Annotated in this window: 20 protein-coding genes; 11 read left to right on the top strand and 9 right to left on the bottom strand. The window is 73.0% G+C overall.

Annotated elements, in window-relative coordinates; all coding sequences use genetic code 11:
• Nucleotides 1-180: 180 nt before the first annotated feature.
• From LG634_RS16425 to LG634_RS16405, 5 genes are all read left to right on the top strand, one after another.
• On the top strand, nucleotides 181-948 hold the full coding sequence (locus LG634_RS16425) for an IclR family transcriptional regulator (protein ID WP_226734561.1): 768 nt from the start codon (nucleotides 181-183) through the stop codon (nucleotides 946-948).
• A gap of 375 nt (nucleotides 949-1,323) precedes the next feature.
• A complete protein-coding gene (locus LG634_RS16420) occupies nucleotides 1,324-2,079 on the top strand; it encodes an MIP/aquaporin family protein (RefSeq protein WP_226734560.1) in 756 nt (251 codons plus the stop codon).
• 64 nt (nucleotides 2,080-2,143) lie between these two features.
• Nucleotides 2,144-3,670, top strand: a complete 1,527-nt coding sequence (gene glpK / locus LG634_RS16415; protein ID WP_226734559.1) for a glycerol kinase GlpK — start codon at nucleotides 2,144-2,146, stop codon at nucleotides 3,668-3,670.
• 50 nt (nucleotides 3,671-3,720) lie between these two features.
• A complete protein-coding gene (locus tag LG634_RS16410; protein WP_226734558.1) occupies nucleotides 3,721-5,328 on the top strand; it encodes a glycerol-3-phosphate dehydrogenase/oxidase in 1,608 nt (535 codons plus the stop codon).
• Between the two features lie 183 nt (nucleotides 5,329-5,511).
• On the top strand, nucleotides 5,512-6,522 hold the full coding sequence (locus tag LG634_RS16405) for a PAC2 family protein (protein ID WP_226734557.1): 1,011 nt from the start codon (nucleotides 5,512-5,514) through the stop codon (nucleotides 6,520-6,522).
• A gap of 141 nt (nucleotides 6,523-6,663) precedes the next feature.
• Here the strand turns inward: LG634_RS16405 and mshC are convergent, their stop codons facing one another.
• From mshC to LG634_RS16385, 4 genes are all read right to left on the bottom strand, one after another.
• Complete coding sequence (gene mshC, locus LG634_RS16400) at nucleotides 6,664-7,893, bottom strand: cysteine--1-D-myo-inosityl 2-amino-2-deoxy-alpha-D-glucopyranoside ligase (RefSeq protein ID WP_226734556.1); 1,230 nt, start codon at nucleotides 7,891-7,893, stop codon at nucleotides 6,664-6,666.
• A gap of 121 nt (nucleotides 7,894-8,014) precedes the next feature.
• Nucleotides 8,015-8,845: an SCO1664 family protein gene (locus LG634_RS16395; protein ID WP_226734555.1), complete on the bottom strand. Its 831-nt coding sequence runs from the start codon at nucleotides 8,843-8,845 to the stop codon at nucleotides 8,015-8,017.
• Between the two features lie 32 nt (nucleotides 8,846-8,877).
• Nucleotides 8,878-9,468 carry a DUF3090 domain-containing protein gene (locus LG634_RS16390; RefSeq protein WP_226734554.1) on the bottom strand — a complete coding sequence of 197 codons (591 nt, stop codon included), beginning with the start codon at nucleotides 9,466-9,468 and terminating at the stop codon, nucleotides 8,878-8,880.
• Between the two features lie 89 nt (nucleotides 9,469-9,557).
• Entirely contained in the window at nucleotides 9,558-10,274 is a 717-nt protein-coding gene (locus tag LG634_RS16385; protein WP_226734553.1) for a histidine phosphatase family protein, read from the bottom strand.
• 60 nt (nucleotides 10,275-10,334) lie between these two features.
• On the opposite strand from LG634_RS16385, the gene LG634_RS16380 reads away from it, so the two are divergent.
• Nucleotides 10,335-11,318: a magnesium and cobalt transport protein CorA gene (locus LG634_RS16380; protein ID WP_226734552.1), complete on the top strand. Its 984-nt coding sequence runs from the start codon at nucleotides 10,335-10,337 to the stop codon at nucleotides 11,316-11,318.
• Nucleotides 11,319-11,381: 63 nt separating this feature from the next.
• On the opposite strand, the gene LG634_RS16375 is transcribed toward LG634_RS16380, so the two are convergent.
• Nucleotides 11,382-12,170, bottom strand: coding sequence for a ferritin-like domain-containing protein (locus tag LG634_RS16375; protein ID WP_226734551.1), 789 nt, complete (start codon nucleotides 12,168-12,170; stop codon nucleotides 11,382-11,384).
• 432 nt (nucleotides 12,171-12,602) lie between these two features.
• On the bottom strand, nucleotides 12,603-13,652 hold the full coding sequence (locus LG634_RS16370; RefSeq protein WP_226734550.1) for an LLM class F420-dependent oxidoreductase: 1,050 nt from the start codon (nucleotides 13,650-13,652) through the stop codon (nucleotides 12,603-12,605).
• 99 nt (nucleotides 13,653-13,751) lie between these two features.
• Between LG634_RS16370 and LG634_RS16365 the strand changes: the two genes are divergently transcribed.
• The 3 genes from LG634_RS16365 to LG634_RS16355 are packed head-to-tail and all read left to right on the top strand — an operon-like array spanning nucleotide 13,752 to nucleotide 16,465.
• Nucleotides 13,752-14,747: an aldo/keto reductase gene (locus LG634_RS16365; protein ID WP_226734549.1), complete on the top strand. Its 996-nt coding sequence runs from the start codon at nucleotides 13,752-13,754 to the stop codon at nucleotides 14,745-14,747.
• The gene (locus LG634_RS16360) at nucleotides 14,744-15,565 is read left to right on the top strand and encodes a hypothetical protein (protein ID WP_226734603.1); all 822 of its coding nucleotides are present in this window, start codon (nucleotides 14,744-14,746) and stop codon (nucleotides 15,563-15,565) included. The genes LG634_RS16365 and LG634_RS16360 overlap by 4 nt, the downstream gene beginning before the upstream one ends.
• Before the next feature lie 30 nt (nucleotides 15,566-15,595).
• Complete coding sequence (locus tag LG634_RS16355; RefSeq protein ID WP_226734600.1) at nucleotides 15,596-16,465, top strand: hypothetical protein; 870 nt, start codon at nucleotides 15,596-15,598, stop codon at nucleotides 16,463-16,465.
• A gap of 141 nt (nucleotides 16,466-16,606) precedes the next feature.
• On the opposite strand, the gene LG634_RS16350 is transcribed toward LG634_RS16355, so the two are convergent.
• The 3 genes from LG634_RS16350 to LG634_RS16340 all read right to left on the bottom strand — a co-directional run bounded on the left by LG634_RS16350 (nucleotide 16,607) and on the right by LG634_RS16340 (nucleotide 18,946).
• A complete protein-coding gene (locus tag LG634_RS16350; RefSeq protein WP_226734548.1) occupies nucleotides 16,607-16,819 on the bottom strand; it encodes a DUF397 domain-containing protein in 213 nt (70 codons plus the stop codon).
• Nucleotides 16,820-17,076: 257 nt separating this feature from the next.
• Complete coding sequence (locus LG634_RS16345) at nucleotides 17,077-17,958, bottom strand: helix-turn-helix domain-containing protein (protein WP_226734547.1); 882 nt, start codon at nucleotides 17,956-17,958, stop codon at nucleotides 17,077-17,079.
• A gap of 220 nt (nucleotides 17,959-18,178) precedes the next feature.
• Entirely contained in the window at nucleotides 18,179-18,946 is a 768-nt protein-coding gene (locus LG634_RS16340; RefSeq protein WP_226734546.1) for a GOLPH3/VPS74 family protein, read from the bottom strand.
• Nucleotides 18,947-19,407: 461 nt separating this feature from the next.
• Here LG634_RS16340 and LG634_RS16335 point away from each other — a divergent pair, with 461 nt between their 5' ends.
• Nucleotides 19,408-22,044, top strand: coding sequence for a D-alanyl-D-alanine carboxypeptidase family protein (locus LG634_RS16335; RefSeq protein ID WP_226734545.1), 2,637 nt, complete (start codon nucleotides 19,408-19,410; stop codon nucleotides 22,042-22,044).
• Between the two features lie 109 nt (nucleotides 22,045-22,153).
• Entirely contained in the window at nucleotides 22,154-24,058 is a 1,905-nt protein-coding gene (locus LG634_RS16330; RefSeq protein ID WP_226734544.1) for a DUF8823 domain-containing protein, read from the top strand.
• The last annotated feature ends 32 nt before the right edge of the window (nucleotides 24,059-24,090 follow it).

Below are 24,090 nucleotides of genomic sequence, written 5' to 3'. Positions count from 1 at the left end.
GGCCACCTTGGCAACTCCGGAGGGCATCCTGTTCCGGGGGTGGCTGGCGCGACTCGCTCTTGACAGACTTTCCCTCACCATGCACAAGGTCGGCATCGACCGATAGTGTTCGTCATTGTCGAACCACGTCCGGTCTCGCGCCCTCCCGGGCCGGGCCGGCAAGCACAGGAGGCAGCGCCGATGGCACGGAACATCCAGTCGCTCGAACGGGCTGCTGCGATGCTGCGTCTGCTCGCTGGAGGTGAGCGCCGGCTGGGGCTCTCCGACGTGGCCTCGGCCCTCGGCCTGGCCAAGGGCACGGCCCACGGGATCCTGCGCACCCTGCAGGCGGAGGGGTTCGTCGAGCAGGACCAGGCCTCGGGCCGGTACCAGCTGGGCGCCGAGCTGCTCCGGCTGGGCAACAGCTACCTGGACGTGCACGAGCTGCGCGCCCGGGCCCTGGTGTGGACGGACGACCTGGCCCGGGCCAGCGGCGAGAGCGTGTACGTGGGCGTGCTCCACCAGCAGGGCGTGCTGATCATGCACCACGTGTTCCGGCCGGACGACAGCCGGCAAGTGCTGGAGGTGGGCGCCATGCAGCCGCTGCACTCCACGGCCCTGGGCAAGGTGCTGTCGGCGTACGACCCGGTGGCGCACTCCGAGGCGGTCGAGGCGGAGCGGCAGCCGTTCACGGGCGCCACGGTGACCGACCTGGCGGGCTTCGAGGCCGTTCTGGACCTGACCCGGGCCCGCGGCTGGGCCTCGGACGTCGAGGAGACCTGGGAGGGGCTGGCCTCGGTCGCCGCCCCGATTCACGACCGGCGCCGGATGCCGGTGGGCGCGGTCGCGGTGGCGGGCGCCGTCGAGCGGGTCTGCGGGGCGCCCGGCGAGGTGCGCTCCGAGCTGGTGGCCGCCGTACGGGACTGCGCGCGTGCGGTCTCGCGGGACCTCGGCGCCGGCCGGTTCTGAGCCCTGGGCGGGCCCGTCCGCGGACGGGCCGCATGCCGCCAGTGGCCGGATAGGCACGCTTCACACGACCCGACGGGCGTGGCTTCATGGACGCCACGCCTTTTCGCCATGTCCGCTTTCAATGATTTCCGGGCGGTTTCAGGGGATCCTACCGTGTGGTAACGATCCGGCATTCGGCTCCTCGGGCTCTTGACGCCGTCTTCACCCGGGCGGAAAACTGCCGTTCACCGGTCGGCATTGTCGAACACCTAACGGCAATACGCGCTAAGGTGGGGTCGTGCCAAGGGCCGGAAATCGCACTCACCGAGTGCAGCGGACCACCGCACGGGACCGGTGGACCGCTCACCCCCTGGACGTAGGACAAAGGAGTCGCGGGTGTCCAGCTCCGACATCTTCATCGGCGAGACCATCGGTACCGCCCTGCTCACTCTGCTCGGCGGAGGCGTCTGCGCCGCGTTGACTCTCAAGAGCTCGAAGGCCCGCAACGCGGGCTGGCTCGCCATCACCTTCGGCTGGGGCTTCGCGGTGCTGATCGCCGCGTACGTGTCCGCCCCGCTCTCCGGCGCGCACCTGAACCCGGCCGTCACCGTCGGCATCGCCGTCAAGGACGGCGACTGGAGCAACACCGGCGTCTACCTGGCCGGCCAGCTGCTCGGCGCCATGATCGGCGCCGTCCTGATGTGGGTCACCTACTACGGCCAGTTCCGGGCGCACCTCACCGACCCGGAGCTGAAGCCCGACCTGAGCCGGCCGGCCGGTCCGGTGCTCGGCATCTTCTCCACGGGCCCCGAGATCCGCAACGTCGTGCAGAACCTGGCCACCGAGGTCATCGGCACGTTCGTGCTCGTCCTCGCGATCCTCACCCAGGGCCTGCAGGACGGCGGCAAGGGCCTCGGTGTCATCGGCGTCCTGATCACCTCGTTCGTCGTGGTCGGCATCGGCCTCTCGCTCGGCGGTCCGACCGGCTACGCCATCAACCCGGTGCGCGACCTCGGCCCGCGCATCGTCCACGCCCTGCTGCCGCTTCCCAACAAGGGCGGCTCGGACTGGGGATACTCCTGGATCCCGGTGGTGGGCCCGCTCGTCGGCGCCCTGATCGCCGGTGGTCTCTACAAGATCGCGTTCGTCTGATTCGTCTGACCCACACCTGCACGAAGCAACTTCGCCCCCTTACGACCTGCCAGGAGCAGACACCATGACCACGAGCACCGGGCCCTTCATCGCCGCGATCGACCAGGGCACGACGTCCTCGCGCTGCATCGTCTTCGACCGCGACGGCCGCATCGTCTCCGTCGACCAGAAGGAGCACGAGCAGATCTTCCCGAAGCCGGGCTGGGTCGAGCACGACGCCACCGAGATCTGGACCAACGTCCAGGAGGTCGTCGCCGGGGCCATCTCCAAGGCCGGGATCACCGCCGCGGACGTCAAGGCGGTCGGCATCACCAACCAGCGCGAGACCACCGTGATGTGGGACAAGAACACCGGCGAGCCGGTCCACAACGCGCTCGTGTGGCAGGACACCCGCACCGACGGCCTGTGCAAGGAGCTCGGCCGCAACGTCGGCCAGGACCGCTTCCGCCGCGAGACCGGCCTCCCGCTGGCCTCGTACTTCTCCGGCCCGAAGGTCCGCTGGCTGCTCGACAACGTCGAGGGCCTGCGCGAGCGCGCCGAGGCCGGGGACATCCTCTTCGGCACCATGGACACCTGGGTCATCTGGAACCTGACCGGCGGCGTCAACGGCGGCAAGCACGTCACCGACGTCACCAACGCCTCCCGCACCCTCCTGATGAACCTGCACGAGCTGGCCTGGGACGAGCGCATCCTCCAGTCCATCGACATCCCGGCCGCGGTGCTGCCGGAGATCCGGTCCTCCGCCGAGGTCTACGGCGAGGTCAAGGACGGCGTCCTGGCGGGCGTCCCGGTCGCCTCCGCACTCGGCGACCAGCAGGCCGCCCTGTTCGGCCAGACCTGCTTCGCCGAGGGCGAGGCCAAGTCCACGTACGGCACCGGCACGTTCATGCTGATGAACACCGGCGACAAGATCATCAACTCCTACAGCGGCCTGCTGACCACGGTCGGCTACCAGATCGGCGACCAGAAGCCGGTCTACGCCCTGGAGGGCTCCATCGCCGTCACCGGCTCGCTCGTCCAGTGGATGCGCGACCAGATGGGCATGATCAAGACCGCGGCCGAGATCGAGACCCTGGCCTCCTCCGTCGACGACAACGGCGGCGCCTACTTCGTGCCGGCCTTCTCCGGCCTGTTCGCCCCGTACTGGCGCTCCGACGCCCGCGGCGTGATCGCCGGCCTCACCCGGTACGTCACCCGGGCGCACATCGCCCGTGCCGTTCTGGAGGCCACCGCCTGGCAGACGCGCGAGATCACCGACGCCATGACCAAGGACTCCGGCGTCGAGCTGTCGGCCCTCAAGGTCGACGGTGGCATGACCTCCAACAACCTGCTGATGCAGACGCTCTCGGACTTCCTGGACGCCCCGGTGGTGCGCCCGATGGTCGCCGAGACCACCTGCCTCGGCGCCGCCTACGCCGCCGGCCTGGCCGTCGGCTTCTGGCCCGACACGGACGCGCTGCGCGCGAACTGGCGCCGGGCCGCCGAGTGGACCCCGCGGATGCCCGCCGACCAGCGGGACCGCGAGTACAAGAACTGGCTCAAGGCCGTCGAGCGGACCATGGGCTGGATCGACGAGGAAGACCACAGCTGAGTTCCGGCTGACGGACCTCTCGATCACTGACAGCTGACGAGGAGCTAACAATGAGCAGCCTGCAGAGCGTGCCCGCACTGGGCACGCACCCGACCGCCGGCTCGAACCCGAGCCGCGCCGAGACCCGAGAGCAGCTGGCGAAGGCCACGTACGACCTGCTGGTCATCGGCGGCGGCATCCTGGGCACCTCGGTGGCCTGGCACGCCGCGCAGTCGGGTCTGCGGGTCGCCATGGTGGACGCCGGCGACTTCGCCGGCGCCACCTCCTCGGCCTCCTCCAAGCTGGTCCACGGCGGTCTGCGCTACCTGCAGACCGGCGCGGTCAAGCTGGTCGCCGAGAACCACCACGAGCGCCGGGTGCTGGCCAAGGACGTGGCCCCGCACCTGGTCAACCCGCTCACCTTCTACCTGCCCGTCTACAAGGGCGGCCCGGTCGGCGCCGCCAAGCTGGGCGCGGGCGTGTTCGCTTACTCCGCGCTGTCGGCGTTCGGCGACGGCATCGGCAAGGTCATATCCCCGGCCCGTGCCGCCGCCGACAACCCGGGCCTGCGCACGGACAACCTGAAGGCCGTCGCGGTCTACTACGACCACCAGATGAACGACTCCCGGGTGGCCGTCATGACGGTCCGCGCGGCCGTCGAGTCGGGTGCCGTCGTCCTCAACCACGCCGAGGTCACCGGTCTGCGCACGACCGGCGGCCGGGTCTCGGGCGCCGAGCTCAAGGACCGTCTCGACGGCACCGAGTTCGGCATCGACGCCCGCGTCGTGCTCAATGCCACCGGCCCGTGGGTGGACCACCTGCGGCGCCTGGAAGACAAGCACGCGGCGCCGTCGATCCGGCTCTCCAAGGGCGCCCACATCGTCATGAAGCGGAAGTCGCCGTGGAAGGCCGCCATGGCCACCCCGATCGACAAGTACCGCATCACCTTCGCCCTCCCGTGGGAGGACCAGCTGCTGCTCGGCACGACCGACACGCAGTACGAGGGCGACCCGGCGGACGTGGCGGCCACCGAGTCCGACATCCAGCAGATCCTGGACGAGGCGGCGTTCTCCATCCAGGACGCGGACCTCGACCGCTCGCTGATGACGTACGCGTTCGCCGGCCTGCGGGTGCTGCCCGGCGGCCCGGGCGACGTCTCCCAGGCCAAGCGGGAGACCGTGGTCACCGAGGGCGCCGGCGGCATGCTGTCGGTGGCCGGCGGCAAGTGGACCACGTACCGGCACATCGGCCGCGTGGTCATGGACAAGCTGGCGAAGCTGCCCGGCAGCCCGCTGACCGAGGACATGGAGCCGGTGAAGTCGCTGGTGCGCCGGGTCCCGCTGCCCGGTGTCGCCAACCCGAACGCGGTCGCGCACCGGCTGCTCGTGGACCGCGAGCCGGGCATGCGGATGGACCCGCTGACCGCCCGCCACCTGGCCACCCACTACGGCTCGCTGGCCTTCGACATCGCCCGCCTCGTCAACGAGGACCCGGCGCTGGGCGAGCGCATCCACGAGGACGGCCCGGAGATCTGGGCGCAGGTCGCCTACGCCCGCGACCACGAGTGGGCGCAGACCGCCGACGACGTGCTGCGCCGCCGCACCACGCTGACGATCCGCGGCCTGGACACGGACGAGGTCCGCGGCCGGGTCGAGCGGATGCTGGGCCACAAGGCCTGACGGAAGCGGAGCCGCCGGGTCTGGTCAGGGTCGGCGGCTCTCGCGCAGGGGCGGTCCGTGGACGGACCGCCCCTTCTGCCTTGCCGGCCTGCGTGCGGCCCGTTTTCCCCATGCTGTAACGGGGATGGATCCACACCGTAGGCTGACCCCGGTAACGCAAGGGAACTTCGGAAGGAGACCTGGGTGATCGAGCTTGAGGGCGTGCCCGAGCTGATCGACCCGGTCATGGTGGCCGCGTTCGAGGGCTGGAACGACGCGGGTGACGCGGCCTCCGGTGCGGTCGCGCACCTGGACCGGGAGTGGAAGGGCGAGGTCTTCGCGGCGCTGGACGCCGAGGACTACTACGACTTCCAGGTCAACCGCCCCACGGTGTGGCTGGACGGCGGAGTACGGAAGATCACCTGGCCGACGACGCGGTTGTCGGTGGTGCGCATCGGCGGCGCGAAGCCGCGCGACCTCGTGCTGGTCCGCGGGATCGAACCGTCCATGCGCTGGCGGTCGTTCTGCAACGAGATCCTCGGATTCGCCCATGAACTGGGCGTCGAGATGGTGGTGATCCTGGGCGCCCTGCTGGGCGACACCCCGCACACCCGGCCGGTGCCGGTCAGCGGTGTGACCTCGGATCCGGACCTGGCGCGGACGCTGGACCTGGAGGAGACCCGGTACGAGGGTCCGACGGGCATCGTCGGGATCCTCCAGGAGGCGTGCACGCACGCCGGGGTGCCGGCGGTGTCGCTGTGGGCGGCGGTGCCGCACTACGTGTCGCAGCCGCCGAACCCGAAGGCGACGCTGGCGCTGCTGAACCGGCTGGAGGACCTGATCGACCTCCGGATCCCGCTGGGCGAGCTGCCCGAGGACGCCCGGGCCTGGCAGCTGGGCGTGGACCAACTGGCCGCGGAGGACAGCGAGGTGGCGGAGTACGTCCAGACGCTGGAGGAGGCGCGGGACACCGCGGACCTGCCCGAGGCGTCCGGCGAGGCCATCGCGCGCGAGTTCGAACGGTACCTGCGGCGCCGGGACGGCGGTCCGGGCCTGGCCACGGAGGGCGGGGACACCTCGTACCTGCGCGACACCACGGGCGGCCGGGGCCGGCCGCCGCGGCGCCGGGCCGAGCCGCCGGAGCCGGGTCCGGCCGCGGGTGCCGAGGAGCACGGCCGCGAGGACCACGGCGACGAGGAGCACCCGGAGGACTGATCCGGGGGCCGTCCCGGGGCGCGAGGGCGCGGGGGCGTGCGGAAGGGGCCGGCGCCGGTGGTGCCGGCCCCTTCGCGTGGGCCGTGGGCCGTGGGCCGTGGGCCGTGGGCCGAGGGCCGAGGGCCGACGGGCGCCCGGTGCCTAGAGCGCGACGCCCAGCAGGGCGTCGACCGTGCGGGAGACCAGGCCGGGCGCCGACTCGTCGGTGCCGCCCTCCGTCTCCTGGAGCGCGGCCCAGCGGTCGACGGCGGCGAGTGCGGCCGGCGCGTCGAGGTCGCGGGAGAGGGCCTCGCGGACCTCTTCGACGAGGGCCTCGGCGGACGGGCCGTCGGGCCGGGAGACCGCCGCGCGCCAGTGGCCGAGGCGGGTCTCGGCGTCGGCGAGGACCTGGTCGGTCCACTCCCAGTCGGCCCGGTAGTGGTGCGAGAGCAGGGCGAGCCGGATGGCGACCGGGTCCACCCCGGCGCGCCGGAGCGCGGAGACGAAGACCAGGTTGCCCTTCGACTTCGACATCTTCTCGCCGTGCAGGGCGACCATGCCGGCGTGCACGTACGCCTTGGCCATGGGGAACTCGCCGGTCAGCACCTGCGCGTGGGAGGCGCCCATCTCGTGGTGCGGGAAGGCGAGGTCGCTGCCGCCGCCCTGGATGTCGAAGCCCATGCCCAGGTGCTCCAGGGCGATGGCCACGCACTCGATGTGCCAGCCCGGGCGGCCGCGGCCGAGGCTGCCGCCGTCCCAGCTGGGCTCGCCCTCGCGGGCGGCCATCCACAGCATCGGGTCGAGCGGGTTCTTCTTGCCGGGGCGGTCCGGGTCGCCGCCGCGCTCGGCGGACAGCAGCCGCATCGCCTCGGCGTCCAGGCCGGAGACCTGTCCGAAGTGGGAGTCGGACTCGACGGAGAAGTAGACGTCGCCGTCGAGCTCGTACGCGGCACCCGCGTCGCGGAGCCGTTCGACGAGCGGCACGATGCCGGGTATCGCCTCGACGGCGCCGATGTAGTGCTGCGGCGGGAGCATCCGCAGGGCGGTCATGTCCTCGCGGAACAGGGCGGTCTCGCGCTCGGCGAGTTCGGTCCAGTCGTGGCCGTCGCGCAGCGCCCGCTCCAGCAGCGGGTCGTCGACGTCCGTGACGTTCTGGACGTAGTGAACCTGACGCTTGGTGTCGAGCCACACGCGCTGCACGAGGTCGAACGCGTTGTAGGTCGCCGCGTGACCCATGTGGGTCGCGTCGTACGGGGTGATCCCGCAGACGTAGAGACGGGCGACGGGACCCGGGACGAGGGTGATCGTCTTCCGGGTCGCGGTGTCGTGGATCTGGAGGTCGCGGCCCTTGCCGGGCAGGGCGGGAACCTCAGAAGCTGGCCAGGCATGCATGTCTTGAGCCTAACCGGACGGATGTTCCGGAACCGAACCGGATGGACAGTCTTGGCCTGATCCGCGCTCTTGCGGATCACCGGCCGCTGTGCGTCCCCGCCCGTACCGGCTGCGCCGCACGTCAGACGGGGGGCCAGGGGATCGCCGGCCACTGCCCGGAGGGCTCCGGGTGGCGGCCGGTCCGCAGCAGCTGGGCCACCCGGGTGCGTACGGCGGCCAGCTCGGCCGGGGTGATCAGTTCGGCCAGCCGGGTGGCGAGCGGGGTGCCGTCGGCCAGGTCGGCGGCGAGGGCGGTGAGCACCGTCACGGCCTCGCCGGTCAGCGGCTCGCCCGCCCAGCCCCACAGCAGGGTGCGCAGCTTGTCGTCGGTGTGGAAGGTGACGCCGTGGTCGATGCCGTAGAGCCGGCCGCCGGGTGCGGGCAGCAGGTGGCCGCCCTTGCGGTCGCCGTTGTTGATGACGGCGTCGAGGACGGCGAGGCGGCGCAGCCGCTGGTCGTCGGCGTGCACGAGGAGGGCGGTGCGGCCGCCGCCGACGTCCGCGAAGGCCACGGGCCGCCAGCCGTCGCCGGCCTCCTCGCCGTCCACGAGGGCGAGCAGGGCGGTGGCGGGGTCCCCGGTGTCGCCGGGCCCGTCGGGGGCGCGTTCGATCCACTGCTGGACCATGCCCTCGCCGTACGGGCCGTCGCGCAGGACGGTGGGCGGGACCAGGTCCCAGCCGGTGGCCCGGGAGACCAGGTAGGCGGCCACCTCGCGGCGGGCGAGGTTGCCGTCCGGGAAGTCCCACAGCGGGCGCTCCCCCGCGACCGGCTTGTAGACGCAGTCCGTGCCGGTCCCGTCGAGGGTGACCGTGCAGCGCAGCACGGCGTTGGAGGCCTCGGCGATCCGGCCGCGCACGGTCAGCTCGCCCTCGGCGAGGAGTTCCTCGGTGTCCACTGCTGCGTTCCCCGTCACCCTGCGCTCCCCCGTCGTACCGGCCGGCCCGCTCACGCCCCGCGCCGGTAGCCGTTCTGGCGCGGGCAGACGTGGCCGTCCGGGTCCAGCGGCAGGCTGCACAGCGGGCACGGCGGGCGGCCCGCGTTGACGACGTCCAGGGCGCGCTTGGCGAACGCACGGGCCTGGGCGCCGGTGAGGCGGACCCGGAGCATCGGCGGGCCGTTCTCCTCGTCCTGGAGGAGCCGTTCCTCGGCCTCGGCGAGGTCCTCCTCGGACTCGGCGTCGAGTTCCACGAGGGCCTGCGCCTCGACGATCATGCGCTGTTCCTCGCCGTCCCAGGCGAGGGCCATGGTGCCGACCCGGAACTCCTCGTCGACGGGCACGTCGAGCGGGGCGGTGTCGCCGCCCTCGGCGGGCGCGACGGCCGGTACCGGGGCGTTGCCGCCGGTGCGCCGGACGACCTCGTCGAGGAGTTCGTCCATGCGCTCGGCCAGCGCCGCGACCTGTGTCTTCTCCAGCGACACGCTGGTGACGCGGGTGCCCGAGGAGGCCTGCAGGAAGAACGTGCGGCGCCCGGGCAGGCCGACCGTACCGGCCACGAAGCGGTCCGGCGGGTCGTAGAGGAACACCTGACGGGACACGTCCAGTCTCCTGAAGGGTCGGCTGCGGGGGGGCAGGTCGGCGCGGGTGGTGCCGGGGCCCGGCACATCCACCCTACTGCGCTGTTCGATCACGCCGCGCCCGCAGCACCCCCGACGACAGCGTTCCCGCCATTCTCGGCCGTTTCGGCGCCTTCCGCGTCCGCTCGCGTCCCGCGCGGCGCGAGGCCGGACAGGTCGCCGGTGTCGCCGAGGCGCAGCAGGAAGGGGCGCAGCGGCGTGTAGCGGATGACGGTGACCGAGCAGGGTTCGACGGAGATGCGCTGGAAGAGGTCGAGGTGCATGCCGAGGGCGTCGGCGACCAGGGACTTGATGATGTCGCCGTGGGAGCACATGGCGTAGAGGGCGTCGCTGCCGTGCTCTTCGTCGATGCGCGCGTTCCAGTCCCGTACTGCTTCGACGGCGCGGTGCTGCATGGCGCGCATCGACTCGCCGCCGGGGAAGGCGGCGGCGGACGGGTGCTGCTGGACCGTCTTCATCAGCGGCTCGTCGGCGAGTTCGGAGAGTTTGCGGCCGGACCAGTCGCCGTAGTGGCATTCGCCGATCCGTTCGTCGGCGTGCAGCGGCAGGCCGGGGCGGGCGGCGAGCAGCGGGGCGAGGGTCTCGCGGCAGCGCTGGAGGGGGCTGGTGACGGCGGCCGCCAGGGGCAGCGCGGCGAGCCGCCCGGGGAGGGCGGCGGCCTGGGCGGCGCCGGTGCCGTCGAGGGCGACCCCGGGGGTCCAGCCGGCGAGCAGCCCGGCGGTGTTGGCGGTGGAGCGTCCGTGCCGTACGAGGATCAGCGTGGCCATGGCGCCCAGCGTAGGCGGTGGGCGGCTGCGGTCGGGGGGCGGGCAGGGAAGAATGCCGGCGTGATCGTTGACTGTGCGGTGTACCGGGGCGGCGCCCGGGTGGCGGGGCCGGCGGACTTCCCGGAGGCGCTGGCGCAGGCCCGGGCGGCCGGCGACGCGTTCCTGTGGATCGGTGTGCACGAGCCGACGGAGGCGGAGTTCGAGCGGGTCCGCAGCGGGTTCGGGCTGCACCCGCTGGCGGTGGAGGACGCGCTGACGGCCCACCAGCGGCCGAAGCTGGAGGTGTACGACGACTCGCTGTTCGCGGTCCTCAGGCCGGTGGTCTACGACGAGGCCTCGGGGACGGTCACGGCCGGCGAGCTGATGGTGTTCGTGGGCGACGCATTCGTGGTGACGGTGCGGCACGGCCCGGGTGCCCCGCTGGCGGCGGTCCGCCGGCGGCTGGAGGAGGAGCCGGAGGTGCTGCGGCACGGCCCGGCGGCGGTGCTGTACGCGGTGGGCGACGCGGTGGTGGACCACTACATCGAGGTGGCGGGCGAGCTGCAGGCGGACCTGGAGGAGCTGGAGGCGGACGTGTTCGCGCCGCGGGAGGCGGACACGAAGAGCACGGCGGCGCGGATCTACGGCTTCAAGCGGCAGGTGCTGGAGTTCCGGCGGGCCACGAATCCGCTGACGCTGCCGATGGCCCGGCTGGCGGGCACCGGGGTGCCGTTCGTGCCCGAGGGTTCCCGGCCGTTCTTCCGGGACGTGGCCGACCACCTGGCGAAGGCGAACGAGTACGTGGAGGGGCTGGACCGGCTGCTGTCGGACGCCCTGTCGGCGCACCTGGCGCAGATGGGCGTACGGCAGAACGACGACATGCGGAAGATCTCGGCGTGGGCGGCGATGGCGGCCGTGCCGACGATGGTCGCGGGGGTCTACGGCATGAACTTCGACCACATGCCGGGGAAGCAGTGGGTGTGGGGGTACCCGGTGGTGGTGGCGGTGATGGCGGGCGCGGTGTCGGGCCTGTACCGGCTGTTCAGGCGGCGCGGCTGGCTGTGAGGCGGGCGGGGGCGGTCGCGGACGGGCGGGGTGCGGGTCCCGGGGCGCGGGTGGGGGTCACGGTCAGGCGAACCCGGTCGCGGGCACCGCCGGTCCGCCCAGCGCGTCGCGGCGCTCCGGCATGGCGAGGGAGACCGCCTTGTGCCAGCCGGCGAACCGCTCCCAGGCGTAGGCGCCGCGGATGCCGGTGCGCAGCACGGCGGACTTCGCCTCGGACCAGCCCAGCAGCCGGCCCATGTGGGCCATGACGGCGAGGCTGACGTCCCGGTAGATGCCGATCTCGGCGAGGGCGCTCTCGCGCAGCACCCGTTGGATGGTGCGCCCGTGGCCCTCGCGGGCCAGCCGCAGCAGTTCCTCGTGGCAGTAGGCGAGGTGGTTGTCCTCGTCGTTGCTGATCATGCGGATGGCCCGGCCGACCTCGGGGTGGTCCCCGAAGTCCTTGACCAGCATGACCATCTGGTCGGCGGCGCGCTGCTCGGTGACCCGGCTGTGGGCGAGGTAGACGACGATGTCCTCCTCGGTCAGCGGCTGTTCGGCGCGGAGCTTGCTGTGCGGGAGGCCGATGCCGCTCTGTTCGAGGAGCATCGTGTAGTCGGTCTCCGGGGGCACCGGTACGGGCGGCAGGCCGCGCTTCTTGAGGAGCGCGTTGAAGATGCGGCCGTGCTTGTCCTCGTCGGCGCCGTGCCGGGTGATCTTCGGGGCGAGGTCCGCCATGCCGGGCGGCACGAGGGCGGCGATCCGCGCGTTCTCCCAGCCGCCCTGCGATTCGCCGCTGGCCGCGATGGAGCAGAACAGCTGGAAGGAGTCGTCGTTGTCGAGGATCTCCTGGAACAGGCTTCGCGCCGAGAGCATGACCGCCACCTCCTGTGGACCCCCTGCGACCGAGTGAACGGCCGATCGGGACGGCGGGCAACCGGCGCCGGACCGGCACTGGGGGCTGTTGCGAAGGTCCCGCACGGCGCCCACGGCGCCCGCGGCGCCCGGCACGCCCTCTCGCCGCACCGGCCGAGCCCCGGGTACGCCCGGTACGAGGGCCTTCGCCCGGCACGCCGGGAGCACGCACCGGACACGGCGGGCACCGCACAGGACTTTCGCCACACCCCCTAGGCCGAACGAAGGATGCGAAGGGGTGGGGATCCGGGCGTAACCCGGGGGGCCCGGACGGCGTTGTTGGCGGTGACGGCCGTGGCGGGGAAGACCCCCCGAGCCCCCACCACGGCCGCTGTGGCCGGGCCGGCCGCCGGACCTCGGAGTCCGGCGGCCGGGGTGGATCCGGACCGTCGCTCACGCCAGGCCGGCGGTCTCCATGGCCTCGACGCCGGCGCGCAGGGCGGCCAGCCGCTCCTCGCGGGTGAAGCCCGCCGGGGCCAGGGTCAGGGTGGTGACACCGGCTTCGGCGTACGCCTTCATGCCGTCGGCGATCCGCTCGACCGGACCGAGCAGGGTGGTGGAGTCGATCAGGCTGTGCGGGACGGCGGCCGCGGCGCCGGCCTTGTCGCCGGCCAGGTACTTGTCCTGGATCTCGGCGGCCTCCTTCTCGTACCCCATGCGCTGCGCGAGCTGGTTGTAGAAGTTCTGCTTCCGGCTGCCCATGCCGCCGACGTACAGCGCGGTGTAGGGGCGGAAGACGTCGGCGAGGGCCTGGACGTCGTCGCCGAGGGCGAGCGGGACGGTCGGGCAGACGTCGAAGCCGTCCATGGTCTTGCCGGCCTTCTCGCGGCCCGCCCGGATGTGGGTGAGGGCGGTGGCCTCCAGGTGCTCGGCGGCCGGGAAGATCAGCAGGGCGCCGTCGGCGATCTCGCCGGTCTGCTCCAGGTTCTTGGGGCCGATGGCGGCGATGTACAGCGGGATGTGCTCGCGCTCGGGGTGCACGGTCAGCTTGATGGCCTTGCCGGGGCCGCCGGGCAGCGGCAGGGTCCAGTGCTCGCCCTCGTAGCTGAGCCGCTCGCGGGTCATGGCCTTGCGGACGATCTCCACGTACTCGCGGGTGCGGGCCAGCGGCTTGTCGAACTTCACGCCGTACCAGCCCTCGGAGACCTGCGGCCCGGACACGCCGAGGCCGAGGCGGAACCGGCCGCCGGTCAGGGAGTCGAGGGTGGCCGCGGTCATCGCGGTCATGGCGGGCTGGCGGGCCGGGATCTGCATGATCGCGGAGCCGACGTCGATCCGCTCGGTCTGCGCCGCGACCCACGACAGGACCGTGGGGGCGTCGGAGCCGTACGCTTCCGCGGCCCAGCACACGTCGTAGCCGAGGCGGTCGGCCTCCTGCGCGACGGCCAGGTTGTCGGCGTCCATGCCCGCACCCCAGTAGCCGAGATTGATGCCGAGCCGCATGTCGTCCCCTTACCGATGTACCGATGAGTAACGTTGGTCTGCCGCGGACTCTAGCGCGCCCGGACGCCGTTCGGCAGTGCCCCAGTAGTCTCAGCGGTCATGGAGCAGAGGCATCTCGGCCGGACGGGCCTGCGCGTGTCCAGGATCGGTCTCGGCACGCTCACCTGGGGGCAGAGCCCGGGCGGCACGGCCGAGTCCGATGCGGCGGAACAGCTGAAGGCGTTCTGGGACGCGGGCGGCACCCTCGTCGACACGGCGGACGTGTACGCGGGCGGCGAGGCGGAGTACCTGCTGGGGCGGCTGGTGTCCGGGCTGGTGCCGCGCGAGGACCTGGTGATCGCCACGAAGGCGGGCACCGTACGGGAGCGGGAGCGGCGCAGCGACGGCTCGCGCGGGCACCTGCTGGCCGCGCTGGACGCCTCGCTGGACCGGCTGGGCACCGATCACGTGGACCTGTGGCAGGTGCACGCCTTCGATCCGCACACCCCGCTGGAGGAGACCCTGCAGGCGCTGGACCTCGCGGTGAGCAGTGGACGGGCCCGGTACGCGGGGGTGGCCGGCTTCAGCGGCTGGCAGCTGGCGAAGGCCGCGACCTGGCAGCTCGCGGCGCCGGGGGTGCGGACCCGGCTGGCGGGGACGCAGATGGAGTACTCGCTGCTCCAGCGGGGCGTGGAGCGGGAGGTGCTGCCGGCCGCGCTGGACCTGGGGGTCGGGCTGCTGCCGGCCTCGCCGCTGGGGCGCGGCGTGCTGACCGGGAAGTACCGGGAGGGGGCGGTGCCGCCGGGTTCGCGCGGCGACTGCGAGGTGCTGTCCGGCTTCGTCGCGCCGTACCTCGACGACACGGCGGGGCGGATCGTGGACGCCGTGGCGACCGCGGCCCAGGGCCTCGCGGTGACCCCCCTTCAGGTGGCGCTGGCGTGGGTCCGGGACCGGCCCGGGGTGGCCGCGCCGCTGGTGGGCGCCCGGACGGCGGCCCAGCTGGCGGAGGCGCTGTCGGTGGAGGCCCTTACCCTTCCCGAGGAGATCTGCCGGGCCCTGGACGACGTCTCGGCGCCCGTGCACCGCTATCCCGACCAGGACTGGAGCACGTTGTGAGTACGGAACGCACCGGAGACCCGGAGACCGGACCCGAGGAGGCCGCGGCCCCCGGGCCGGGCGACGGCGGTGCGGCTCCCGCGGCCGCCACCGACCCGGTGCCCGACGCGCCCGAGGGCACGGCGGACCCGGAACCGGAGGCGGCGACGGCGACGGAGACGGAAGCGGACGGACCCGACGACGGCCCGCAGCCGGCCGGCGAGGACCCTGCGGACGCACCGGACGCCGGGGACGAGGACGGGCCCGGCGGGGACGGGGGCGCGGAGCGGACCGGCGACGTGCAGCCGGGCGACACCGAGGGCGCGTCCGGCCAGGACGGCGGGGCCGGAGAGGCGGCGGACGGATCCGGCGCCGCGGACGGTGACGGGGCGGCGGCCGGGCGGAGTGAGGCCGAGGCCGAGCTGGCGGCTCAGAAGGTCGAGCGGGAGCGGATCGCGCGGCGGAAGGCGGAGCGGGGCGGTCCGGTCGCGGCCGGGGCGAAGCTGAGCGGGACGGCCGCCGATCTGCTGGCCGCCGTACGGGCCGTGGAGAGCGGCCGGCAGCCGGCCGCGGCCCCGGCCCCGCGCAAGCCCGTTGCCCCGCAGCCGCCGGCGCCGGCGCCGGCGCCGGCGCGGCCCCCCCCCCCCGCGCCCCCCGCGCCCCCCCCCCCCCCCCCCAACACCGGCCGGCTGCGCCGGCTCCCGGGCTCCGCCCGGACCCGCGCCTCAAACGCCGGCGAGGCTGGATTCTGCCCGGCAGCATCCAGCTCTCGAACGCAGCCGGAGCAGCCGAAGTCCGGGCGGGGGAAACCAGCGCGCGTGCACCCCCTCCTCATCTGATGATCCATCAGCTAGACCGTCCGCATGACGATGCGAGAGACGAACGACGCGAACGACACAGACCGGCAGCCGGACCGGCCGGTCGAGGCGTACGCCGAGCTGGCGGCCGTCGGCCCGTACGGGGTGCACCCCGGCCACGCCCTCATCACCATGGTCGAGCCGCACCCGGGCCACGAGTACGCGTACAACCGCTGGTACGAGGACGACCACTACTACGCCGGTGCCATGGCCATGCCGTGGATGTACGCCGGCCGCCGCTGGGTGGCGACACGGGACCTCCAGGAGCTGCGGTACCCGGAGAAGTCCGCGGTGGCCGCCCCCGTGACGGCCGGCTGCTACCTGTCGACGTACTGGGTCACGGACGGCCGCTACGACGAGCACATGAAGTGGACCGTCGGCATCAACAAGCGCCTCAACCGCGACGGCCGCGTCTACCGCGACCGCACCCACGTCTTCACGGCCTTCCAGGACCACGAGGCGACCGTCTACCGCGACGGCGCCGCCGGCCCCCGGGACTTCCACGCCCTGGACCACCCGTACCGCGGCCTGGTCCTCCAGGTCGTCGACGCCGACGGGCCGCAGCAGCGGGCCGAACTGCTGGAGTGGCTGCGCTCGCGGGCCCTCCCGGCCCGGCTGGCGGGCGGCCCGGCGGCCCTGGTGACGGTCTTCCGCCCGACCCCGCTGCCGGGGGACCGGATGACCTACGTGAAGCAGGTCGAGGGCGTCGACTCGCGGCTGACGCTGCTGTGGTTCCTGGAGGCGGACCCGCGGGAGTGCTGGGACCGGTTCCGCGGCCTGGACACCGAGGTGGCGGACGCCGGGCTGGGCCGGGTCGAGCTGGTCGCGCCGTTCATCCCGACCGTGCCGGGCACCGACCGGTACGTGGACCTGCTGCGCTGAGCGGAGACGGGTCCGGGGCCGGCTGCGACGCCCGCGGCCGGCCCCGGACATGGCCGAGCCCCCTCGGCCGGGACGGCGGACCAGTCGAGAGGGCTCATGTCAGTGGTGCTTCGGATACCGATGGCGTGATCTCCCCTGTGCTCAGGCGAGACGCCCCAGCGGCCCACGGGTCACACCGGCGACGAAGGAGGTCCAGGAGCCGGGCGCGAAGGACAGGGACGGCCCGTCCTGCACCTTCGAGTCCTGCACGGCGATCTCGGACATGACGGGGGACATGACCTCGACGCACGCGCCGTTTCCGGCGGAATACGAGGACTTCGTCCAGTTCATCGTGGCGCCCTGGTGAATGGCCATTTTCTGCTCCGGTCTGGCGAGTTCGATCTGATGTGGCGCCAACCTTTTCCTGATTGGCGTGATCGACGCTACTCGCCGTCCTCCGGGAGCGATGAGGCCATTCACTCGACTGGATGGCATATTCCGGTTGGGTCTTCCATGTCCGGGTACTTGCGGTGTACCGTACCGGCTTTCTCGGCAGGCCCGCCTGTGACCTGCGGGTTTCTGGCCACCTGTCCGGCTTTTCGCCCTTTCCGTCGGTTTCCGCGGTTCCGTCGCTAAGGGCGCTTTGCGGTGTGATCGCCGATGATGCCCGCGATGAACTCCCGGGTCTGCTCGACATTCAGTGCCTGCGCCCGCAGGTGCTCGTACATGACGCTGTACTTCTGGACGTCGTTCGCTTTTTCCAGGTACAAGTCGCTTGTGACGCCTTCGATGTAGACAACGGTCGAATCCGACGCGTCCGGAAATTCCAGAATCGCGTACTGACCGTTCACGCCCGGGTGCGCGCCCATGCTGAAGGGCATCACCTGCACCGTCACGTGCGGCAGCTCCGACTGCTCCATCAGGTGCTCCAGCTGACGGACCATGACCGCACCGTCGCCGACCCGGCGGCGCAGCGCGGCCTCGTCGATCACCGCCCACAGCCGCAGCGGCCCGCGCTCCGTGGCGTTCTCCTCCTCCGAGATCCGGTCCTGGCGGCGCATCCGCACCTGCACCCGTTTCTCGATGTCCGCCTGCGCGGTCTCCGGCAGCGCACCCCGCACGATGGCGGCGGCGTACTCGGGGGTCTGGAGCAGTCCGGGGATGATCTGCGGCTCGTAGACGCGCAGCGAGGCGGCGTCGGTCTCCAGCCCGATGTACACGCTGTACGGGATGTCGCCGAAGGCGTGCCACCAGCCCTGCTGGCGCGAGTCCTTGGCCATCTGCATCAGCGAGTCCACCAGCCGGCGGTCCTCGACCTCGTACACGTCGCACAGGTCGCGGACGTCGCGCTGGCTGATCGAACGGCGGCCGTTCTCCAGTCGGCTGATCTTCGACTGGGAGACCAGGAGGCGCTCGGCGACCTGCTCGGCCGTCATGCCCTTGTCCTCGCGGAGCTTGCGGAGCTCCATACCCAGGCGGCGGCGTCGGACGGTGGGATTGACATTGGACGCCACGGGAACGTTACCTCCGCTTTCCGGCCGCGGGCGTCTGGCTGACGGCCCGCTCGGCGTGTCTCTGGGTGTCTCTGCGTGTCTGCTGAACTGCAGATTGCCACCGAACACCCGGACGGCGCTGGGAAAACGACAGGAAAGCGATCGGAAACGACGGACGCGCGGGGCGACGGGACCGGTCGGATCCGGTCCCGTCCCCCCGCGCGCAGGCGGCTCCCGAACGTCAGTGAGCGGCGGCGCGGGCCATGGCCCCGCGGCGCGGCTGCAGTGGAACGCCGCCGGTCGGACGGGTGCTTCCCGCCGGGGCCGCGGCCCCGGCCGGCCGGCCCCCGCCGGCTGCTGCCGCCGGTGCGCGCCGCGGCTGGGCGGCGACACCGTTCTGGACGTCCATCACGGCGTGCGCCACGAGGCCGCCCATGGGGTCGTGCCGGATCAGGTCCCGCAGTCGCGAACGGGACGACCGGCCTTCGTTGCCGGGGTACAGGTGCTTGCCGAGTCCGACCGCGTGGGCCAGCGCAGCGAGCGCCGCGGTCCGCGGGTCCGGCGGTACACCGGTGCGGATCGCGCTGTCGAGCCGGGCACGGATCTCCCGGCTGATCGCCGTGTCGGTCGCCTGGTAGCGAGTCGTCGGCAGCACCCCGCACATCTGTCCGGCCACGGCATGCACCATGCCGCACCGCTCCAGATGGGCGAGGTAAATCTGGCGGAGCCCCAGCCGGGGTCCGCCGATCCAGTGGACCGCCCGTACCGGGCTGCCGCGACGGCGCAGCAGTTCCAGTGCGGAGTCCAAGGTCGGATCTCCTGTCGGCCGTGGCATCACCACGGCGATACGATCCCCGTCAGGGGCTATCCGTCCCGCCAGAGCCAGCTCCACTAGCTGTGCCCCGGCCAGGCCGAGGTCGAGCGACTGCGGCTGCGCCGTGGTACCCGTGGCCGGGTCCAAAGCGAGCAGCAGAAGCTCCTCCGGAATTGTTCTGCGGCTCCTGCCCATCCATGCCTCCCCGCGTGGATGAGTGACAGGGTGACCCCTCTCACATTCATCTGTCGAGAGTGCCTGGCCGCTTTGTGGGGGAACCGGCAACTATGTCGTTCTCGTCTACCACGAGGGCGATGCCCCCGAGACGGGACACTGTGAGACGGTTCGGACAGCTGGGCAACTGGACAGCGAACGAGGAGGAACTGGTGGCGGGCGAGTCCCCCGACAAGTCGGTACAGCAAGGTTCGCCGGGGGCGACGGACTCTTCCGCGGAGGAGCGCGACCCCCGCCTTTCGGTTTTCCGCACGCCGGCTACGTCGGCGTCACCGGATGACGAACCCTCCGACGGCACCGACTCCGAGTCCGACGCGCGTACGACGACCCCGCCGCCGGCCGAACCGGTCGCAGCTGCGAAGCCGAGTCCTGACGCCACGGTACTCCTCGGCTCCGTCTCCCGTTTCGTGACCCCGTCCGACGTGACCCAGGAACTCCCGGCCCGCCGCGTACCGACCGAGACGCCGACCGCCGAGCCCGAGCCCGCCGCCGAGGACGCGTCCGGGGGTCCCGCCCCCACCGGGGAAGCGACCGCGACCGGGTCCGGATCCGCGGATGCGGCCGGGAGCACGGACCGGACCGAGGGCGCCGCCCGGCGCGAGGCCGGGGCCGAGACCCCGGGCGAGCCCGCGGCGGAGGCGGCGGCCGCCGATGCCGCCGAGTCCGGGTCTGCACCTGTCGCCTCCAAGGCCGCGCCCGCGGCCGCCCGACCTGCCAAGACCGCAGCCCCGGCCGGAAGTGCGGCCGAGCGCGAGGCCGGCTCTGCGGGCGCGTCCGACGGCGCGGACCGGACCGGTGTCGCGGCCGAGCCCGCGGCCGAGCCCGCAACGGATGCCGCCGCCAAGGCCGGTTCTACGGCTGCCGGTGCCGCCAAGGCCGAGCCCGCGGCCGCCCGTGCCGCCAAGGCCGCGGAGGCGGTCGGTGGTGCGGCCGAGGACGCCGCCCCCAAGGCTTCGGAGTCGACCGACTGGTTCGCCGTGCGCCGGCCCGCGGCCAAGCCCGATCCGGCCGCGGCGGAGAGCCCCGCCGAGCGGCCCGAGTCCGCTCCGGCCGCCCCGGCCAAGCCCGCCGCCGCCGCTCCGGCCGCCGCGGCCAAGGCGTCGGCCGAGCAGGGTCCGGCCGCCTCCGCCTCCGCCTCCGCCTCCGATGCGGATGCGGATGCGGATGCAAAGTCTGGCGACCCGCGGGTCGGCGGGCAGCGGCCCGGGGAGGACCCGCGGGCCTCCGTCGCCGCCTGGGCGGCCACCGCCGAGCGGCGACCGGCACCGGCCGGCGGGGACACGACCGTGTTCCGCGCCGTGAAGAAGCCCGGTGACGAGCCGGCCGCCGAGCAGACGACCGTGCTCAAGGCGGTCACGCCCAAGCCGGCCCCGAAGTCCGACGAGACCACCGTCCTCAAGGCCGTCACCCCCAAGCCCAAGCCCAAGCCCGAGCCCGAGCCGGCCCCCGAGGTGGACCAGCCGACCGCCGTGTTCCGCGCGCCGGTCGTGCCCAAGCCCGCCCCCGGCGGCGAGGCCGAGCCCGCCGGCGGGCGCCCGGCGAGCACCTTCGTCCCGCTGCGCAGCGACGACACCCCCCGCACCCCGGCCGCTCCCAAGCCGGTCACCCCGTACCAGCCCGCCACGCCCAAGGCATCGGCACCGGCACCGGCACCCGCCGCCCCGAAGCCGCCCGCCGGCCCCGCCGCACCCGGCAAGCCCACCGCGCCCGCCGGCCCGTCCGCCGCCTCGCTCGCCGCGTTCGACGAGCCCGAGCGGACCAAGCAGCAGCCGCTGCCGCCGAAGCCGCCCCTCGACATGCTGGCGGACCTCACCAACAACCCGCCCCCGCCGCCGAGCGCGCTGCGCACGACGGTCCGGCGGTTCAAGATCTGGACCCCGCTGGTCCTGCTGCTCCTGATCGTCTTCGCCGTCGTCCAGCTGGTCCGCCCGCTGCCCGAGGTCACGCTGACGATGACCGCGGACTCCTCGTACACCTTCGACGGCGGCAAGCCGAACCTGACCACGCCCCCCAAGGGCCAGTCCTGGATGGCCGCCTCAGGCCTCGGCACGATCGCCTCGTCCGGCGAGCAGAAGCCGATCCCGATCGCCTCGGTCACCAAGTCGATGACGGCGTACATCATCCTGCGCGACCACCCGTTCAAGCGGGGCGAAAAGGGCGCGATGATCCCCATCGACGAGACCGCCGAGCGCGAGGGCCAGAAGGACAAGACGGACAACGAGTCCACGATGAACACGGCCAGGGCCGGGGACAAGATCAGCGAGTACGACGCGATCGCCGCGCTGATGATCCCCTCCGCGAACAACATCGCGCGCCTGCTGGCCCGCTGGGACTCCGGATCGCAGGAGGCGTTCGTCAAGAAGATGAACGACACCGCCCGCGAACTCGGCATGACCAACACCACGTACACGGACCCCTCGGGCCTGGACGCGACGACCGTCAGCACCGCCGAGGACCAGGTCAAGCTGGGCCTCAAGCTCATCGAGATCCCGGTGCTGCGCGACATCACGAAGCTGCCGGAGTGGGAGGACCAGTACGGCAAGAAGTGGCGGAACTGGAACTCCCTGGTCCCGTACAACAACTCGCTCGGCATCAAGACCGGCAGTACCACGGCCGCCGGCGGCAACCTGCTGTTCGCCGCGCACAAGATGGTCGGCAAGACGGACCAGTTCATCGTCGGCGCCGTCCTCGGCCAGCACGACACCCCGATCCTGGACACCGCCATCGCGGCCAGCAAGAAGCTGATGCTGGAGACCCAGGACGCGCTCACCGGCGCCAAGGTGATCAAGAAGGGTGATGTCGTCGGGTACGTGGACGACGGCCTCGGCGGCCGGACGCCGGTCGTGGCCGGCGCGGACGTGGATGCCGTCGGCTGGGCCTCGCTGAAGGTGGACGTGAAGCTCGGCGGGTCCGGCGCGCTGCCGCACTCGGCGAGGGCCGGTACCGAGGTCGGCACGCTGACCGTCGGCGCGGGCGCCAGCCAGGTGAAGGTCCCGGTGGTCCTTCGGACCGACCTGGCCGAGCCCGGCTTCGGAAGCAAGCTGACGCGGCTCGGCTGAGGCAGCCGGGCCCAGGACGGGCACGATGTGTTCCGGCGCCCCGGGCAACCCCGGGGCGCCGGAACACGTCCAGCCCAGGGGGTGGGCGGGACGATGTGGGGTGTGACGAGTGACGACCGCTGAGCCGGCATCGCCGGAGGCAGGCGCGCAGGACGCGGCGCAGCCGCCGTCGGACGGCCGCGACCAGGGCCGTGGCCCCGGCCGGGACCGGGACGGCGGCCCCGGCATACCCGGATCCGGGGTGGCCGCGGAGGCGGTGGCCCCGGACACCTCCGCCCTCGCCCGGTTCCGCGCCCGTTACCCCGTCGGCTCCGTCGTCGGCGCGGTCACCGCGCTTGCCGGAGTCCTGCACGTGGCGTGGTTCTTCCTCGTCGCCAACAGCGGCGGCGACCTGGCCGCCCAGGACGCCTGGGCCGAGTTCGTCGGCCGGCACCCGGACTCCGCGTACAACCTCGCCTGGTACGGCGGCATGCACCCGGTCTCGTACAGCGTGGTGTCCCCTTACCTGATGTCCGTGCTCGGCGTCCGCACCACGATGATGATCGCCGGCACGGTCTCGGCCGGTCTGGTGACGCTGATCCTCTTCCGCTGCCGGGGTGCCGTGCGCAACCCGCTGCCGCCGGCCCTCGCCGGCGTCTTCGCCCTGCTGTGCAACGCGGTGTCCGGGCGGGTGACCTTCGGTCTCGGCCTGATGTTCGCGCTCGGCGCGGTGGCGGCGGTGTTCTGCTGGCCGCGCAAGTGGTCCCGCTGCCCGCACGCCGTCCCGCGCTGCGGCTGCCGCCGGGGCCTGTTGCTGCGGTGGGGCAAGGCCGCGGTGGCGGTCCCGCTGGCGGGCCTGGCGACGGCCGCCTCGCCGGTCGCGGGCCTGTTCCTCGGGGTGGTCGCGGCCGCGCTGTTCCTGGCCGGGCGGCGGCCGGGTGCGTTCTGCCTGGGGCTGCCGCCGGTCGCGGTGGTCGGGCTGTCGGCGTGGCTGTTCCCCTTCTCCGGCACCCAGCCGATGTCGCTGGCGTCGGTGTCGCTGCCGTTCCTGTTCGGCGTGCTCGTGCTGCTGCTCGTACCCGCCGAGTGGCGGACCGTGCGGCTGGCGGCCGGGGTGTACGCGGCGGGCGTGTTCCTGACCTGGGCGGTGGACTCGCAGGTCGGCTCGAACGTCACCCGGCTCGCGATGCTCTTCGCGGGGGTGGTGCTGCTGGCGGCCCTGCCGTACGCGGTGCCGCGCAGCCGGCGGTGGTACCTGCTGGTGCTCGCCTTCACCGGTCTGAACGCGTGGATCGCGACCAACAGCGTCATGGACGTCGTCCGCACCACCCCGAAGGCGGCCTGGGCGCGCGAGCTGGCGCCGCTGGTGGACCGGCTCCAGCAGGTGGGGGCGGACCGCGGCCGGGTCGAGGTGGTGCCGGCGAGCAGTCACCGGGAGTCCTCGGCGCTGGCGCCGTACGTGAACCTCGCACGCGGCTGGAACCGGCAGGCGGACCTGGAGCGCAACCCGCTCTTCTACGACGACACCCTCGACGCGCAGAACTACCGCGAGTGGCTCGACCGCTGGGCCGTCCACTACGTCGTGCTGCCGGCGGACAAGCCGGACTCGGGCGGCGTGGACGAGGCGGAGCTGATCCGGGGCGGGGTGCCGTACCTGGAGCGGGTGTGGGGGGACGCGAACTGGCAGCTGTTCCGGGTCGGCGGCCCGACCCCGCTGGCGGACCCGCCGGCGACGGTGCGGCGGGCCGGGGCGGGGGAGCTGGTCGTGGACGTACGCGAGGCCGGCGCGGTCCGGATCCGGATCCCGTACTCGCCGTGGCTGGGCCTGGTGGACCGCGAGGGCCGCAGCGTGACGCCGCCGACGGAGGAGGCGAACGTGGCGGGCTGCCTGTTCCGCACGCCGGCGGACGAGCACGGCGACGAATGGACCACCCTGCTGGCCCCGGCGCCCGGCGAGTACCGGGTGGCGGCGCCGTACCAGCTGCCGCGGGGGACGGCCTGTCCCGAATCGCTGATCGCCGGCGTCCGGCCTTAGCTCCGCGTGCCGAGTCACGAGGTGCGGCATAT

This window comes from Streptomyces bambusae, from assembly GCF_020532645.1.
In the GTDB taxonomy this organism is placed as follows: Bacteria; Actinomycetota; Actinomycetes; order Streptomycetales; family Streptomycetaceae; genus Streptomyces; species Streptomyces bambusae.
The sequence above is the reverse complement of the archived record's forward strand: the minus strand, read 5'-3'. Positions and strand labels throughout refer to the sequence as shown.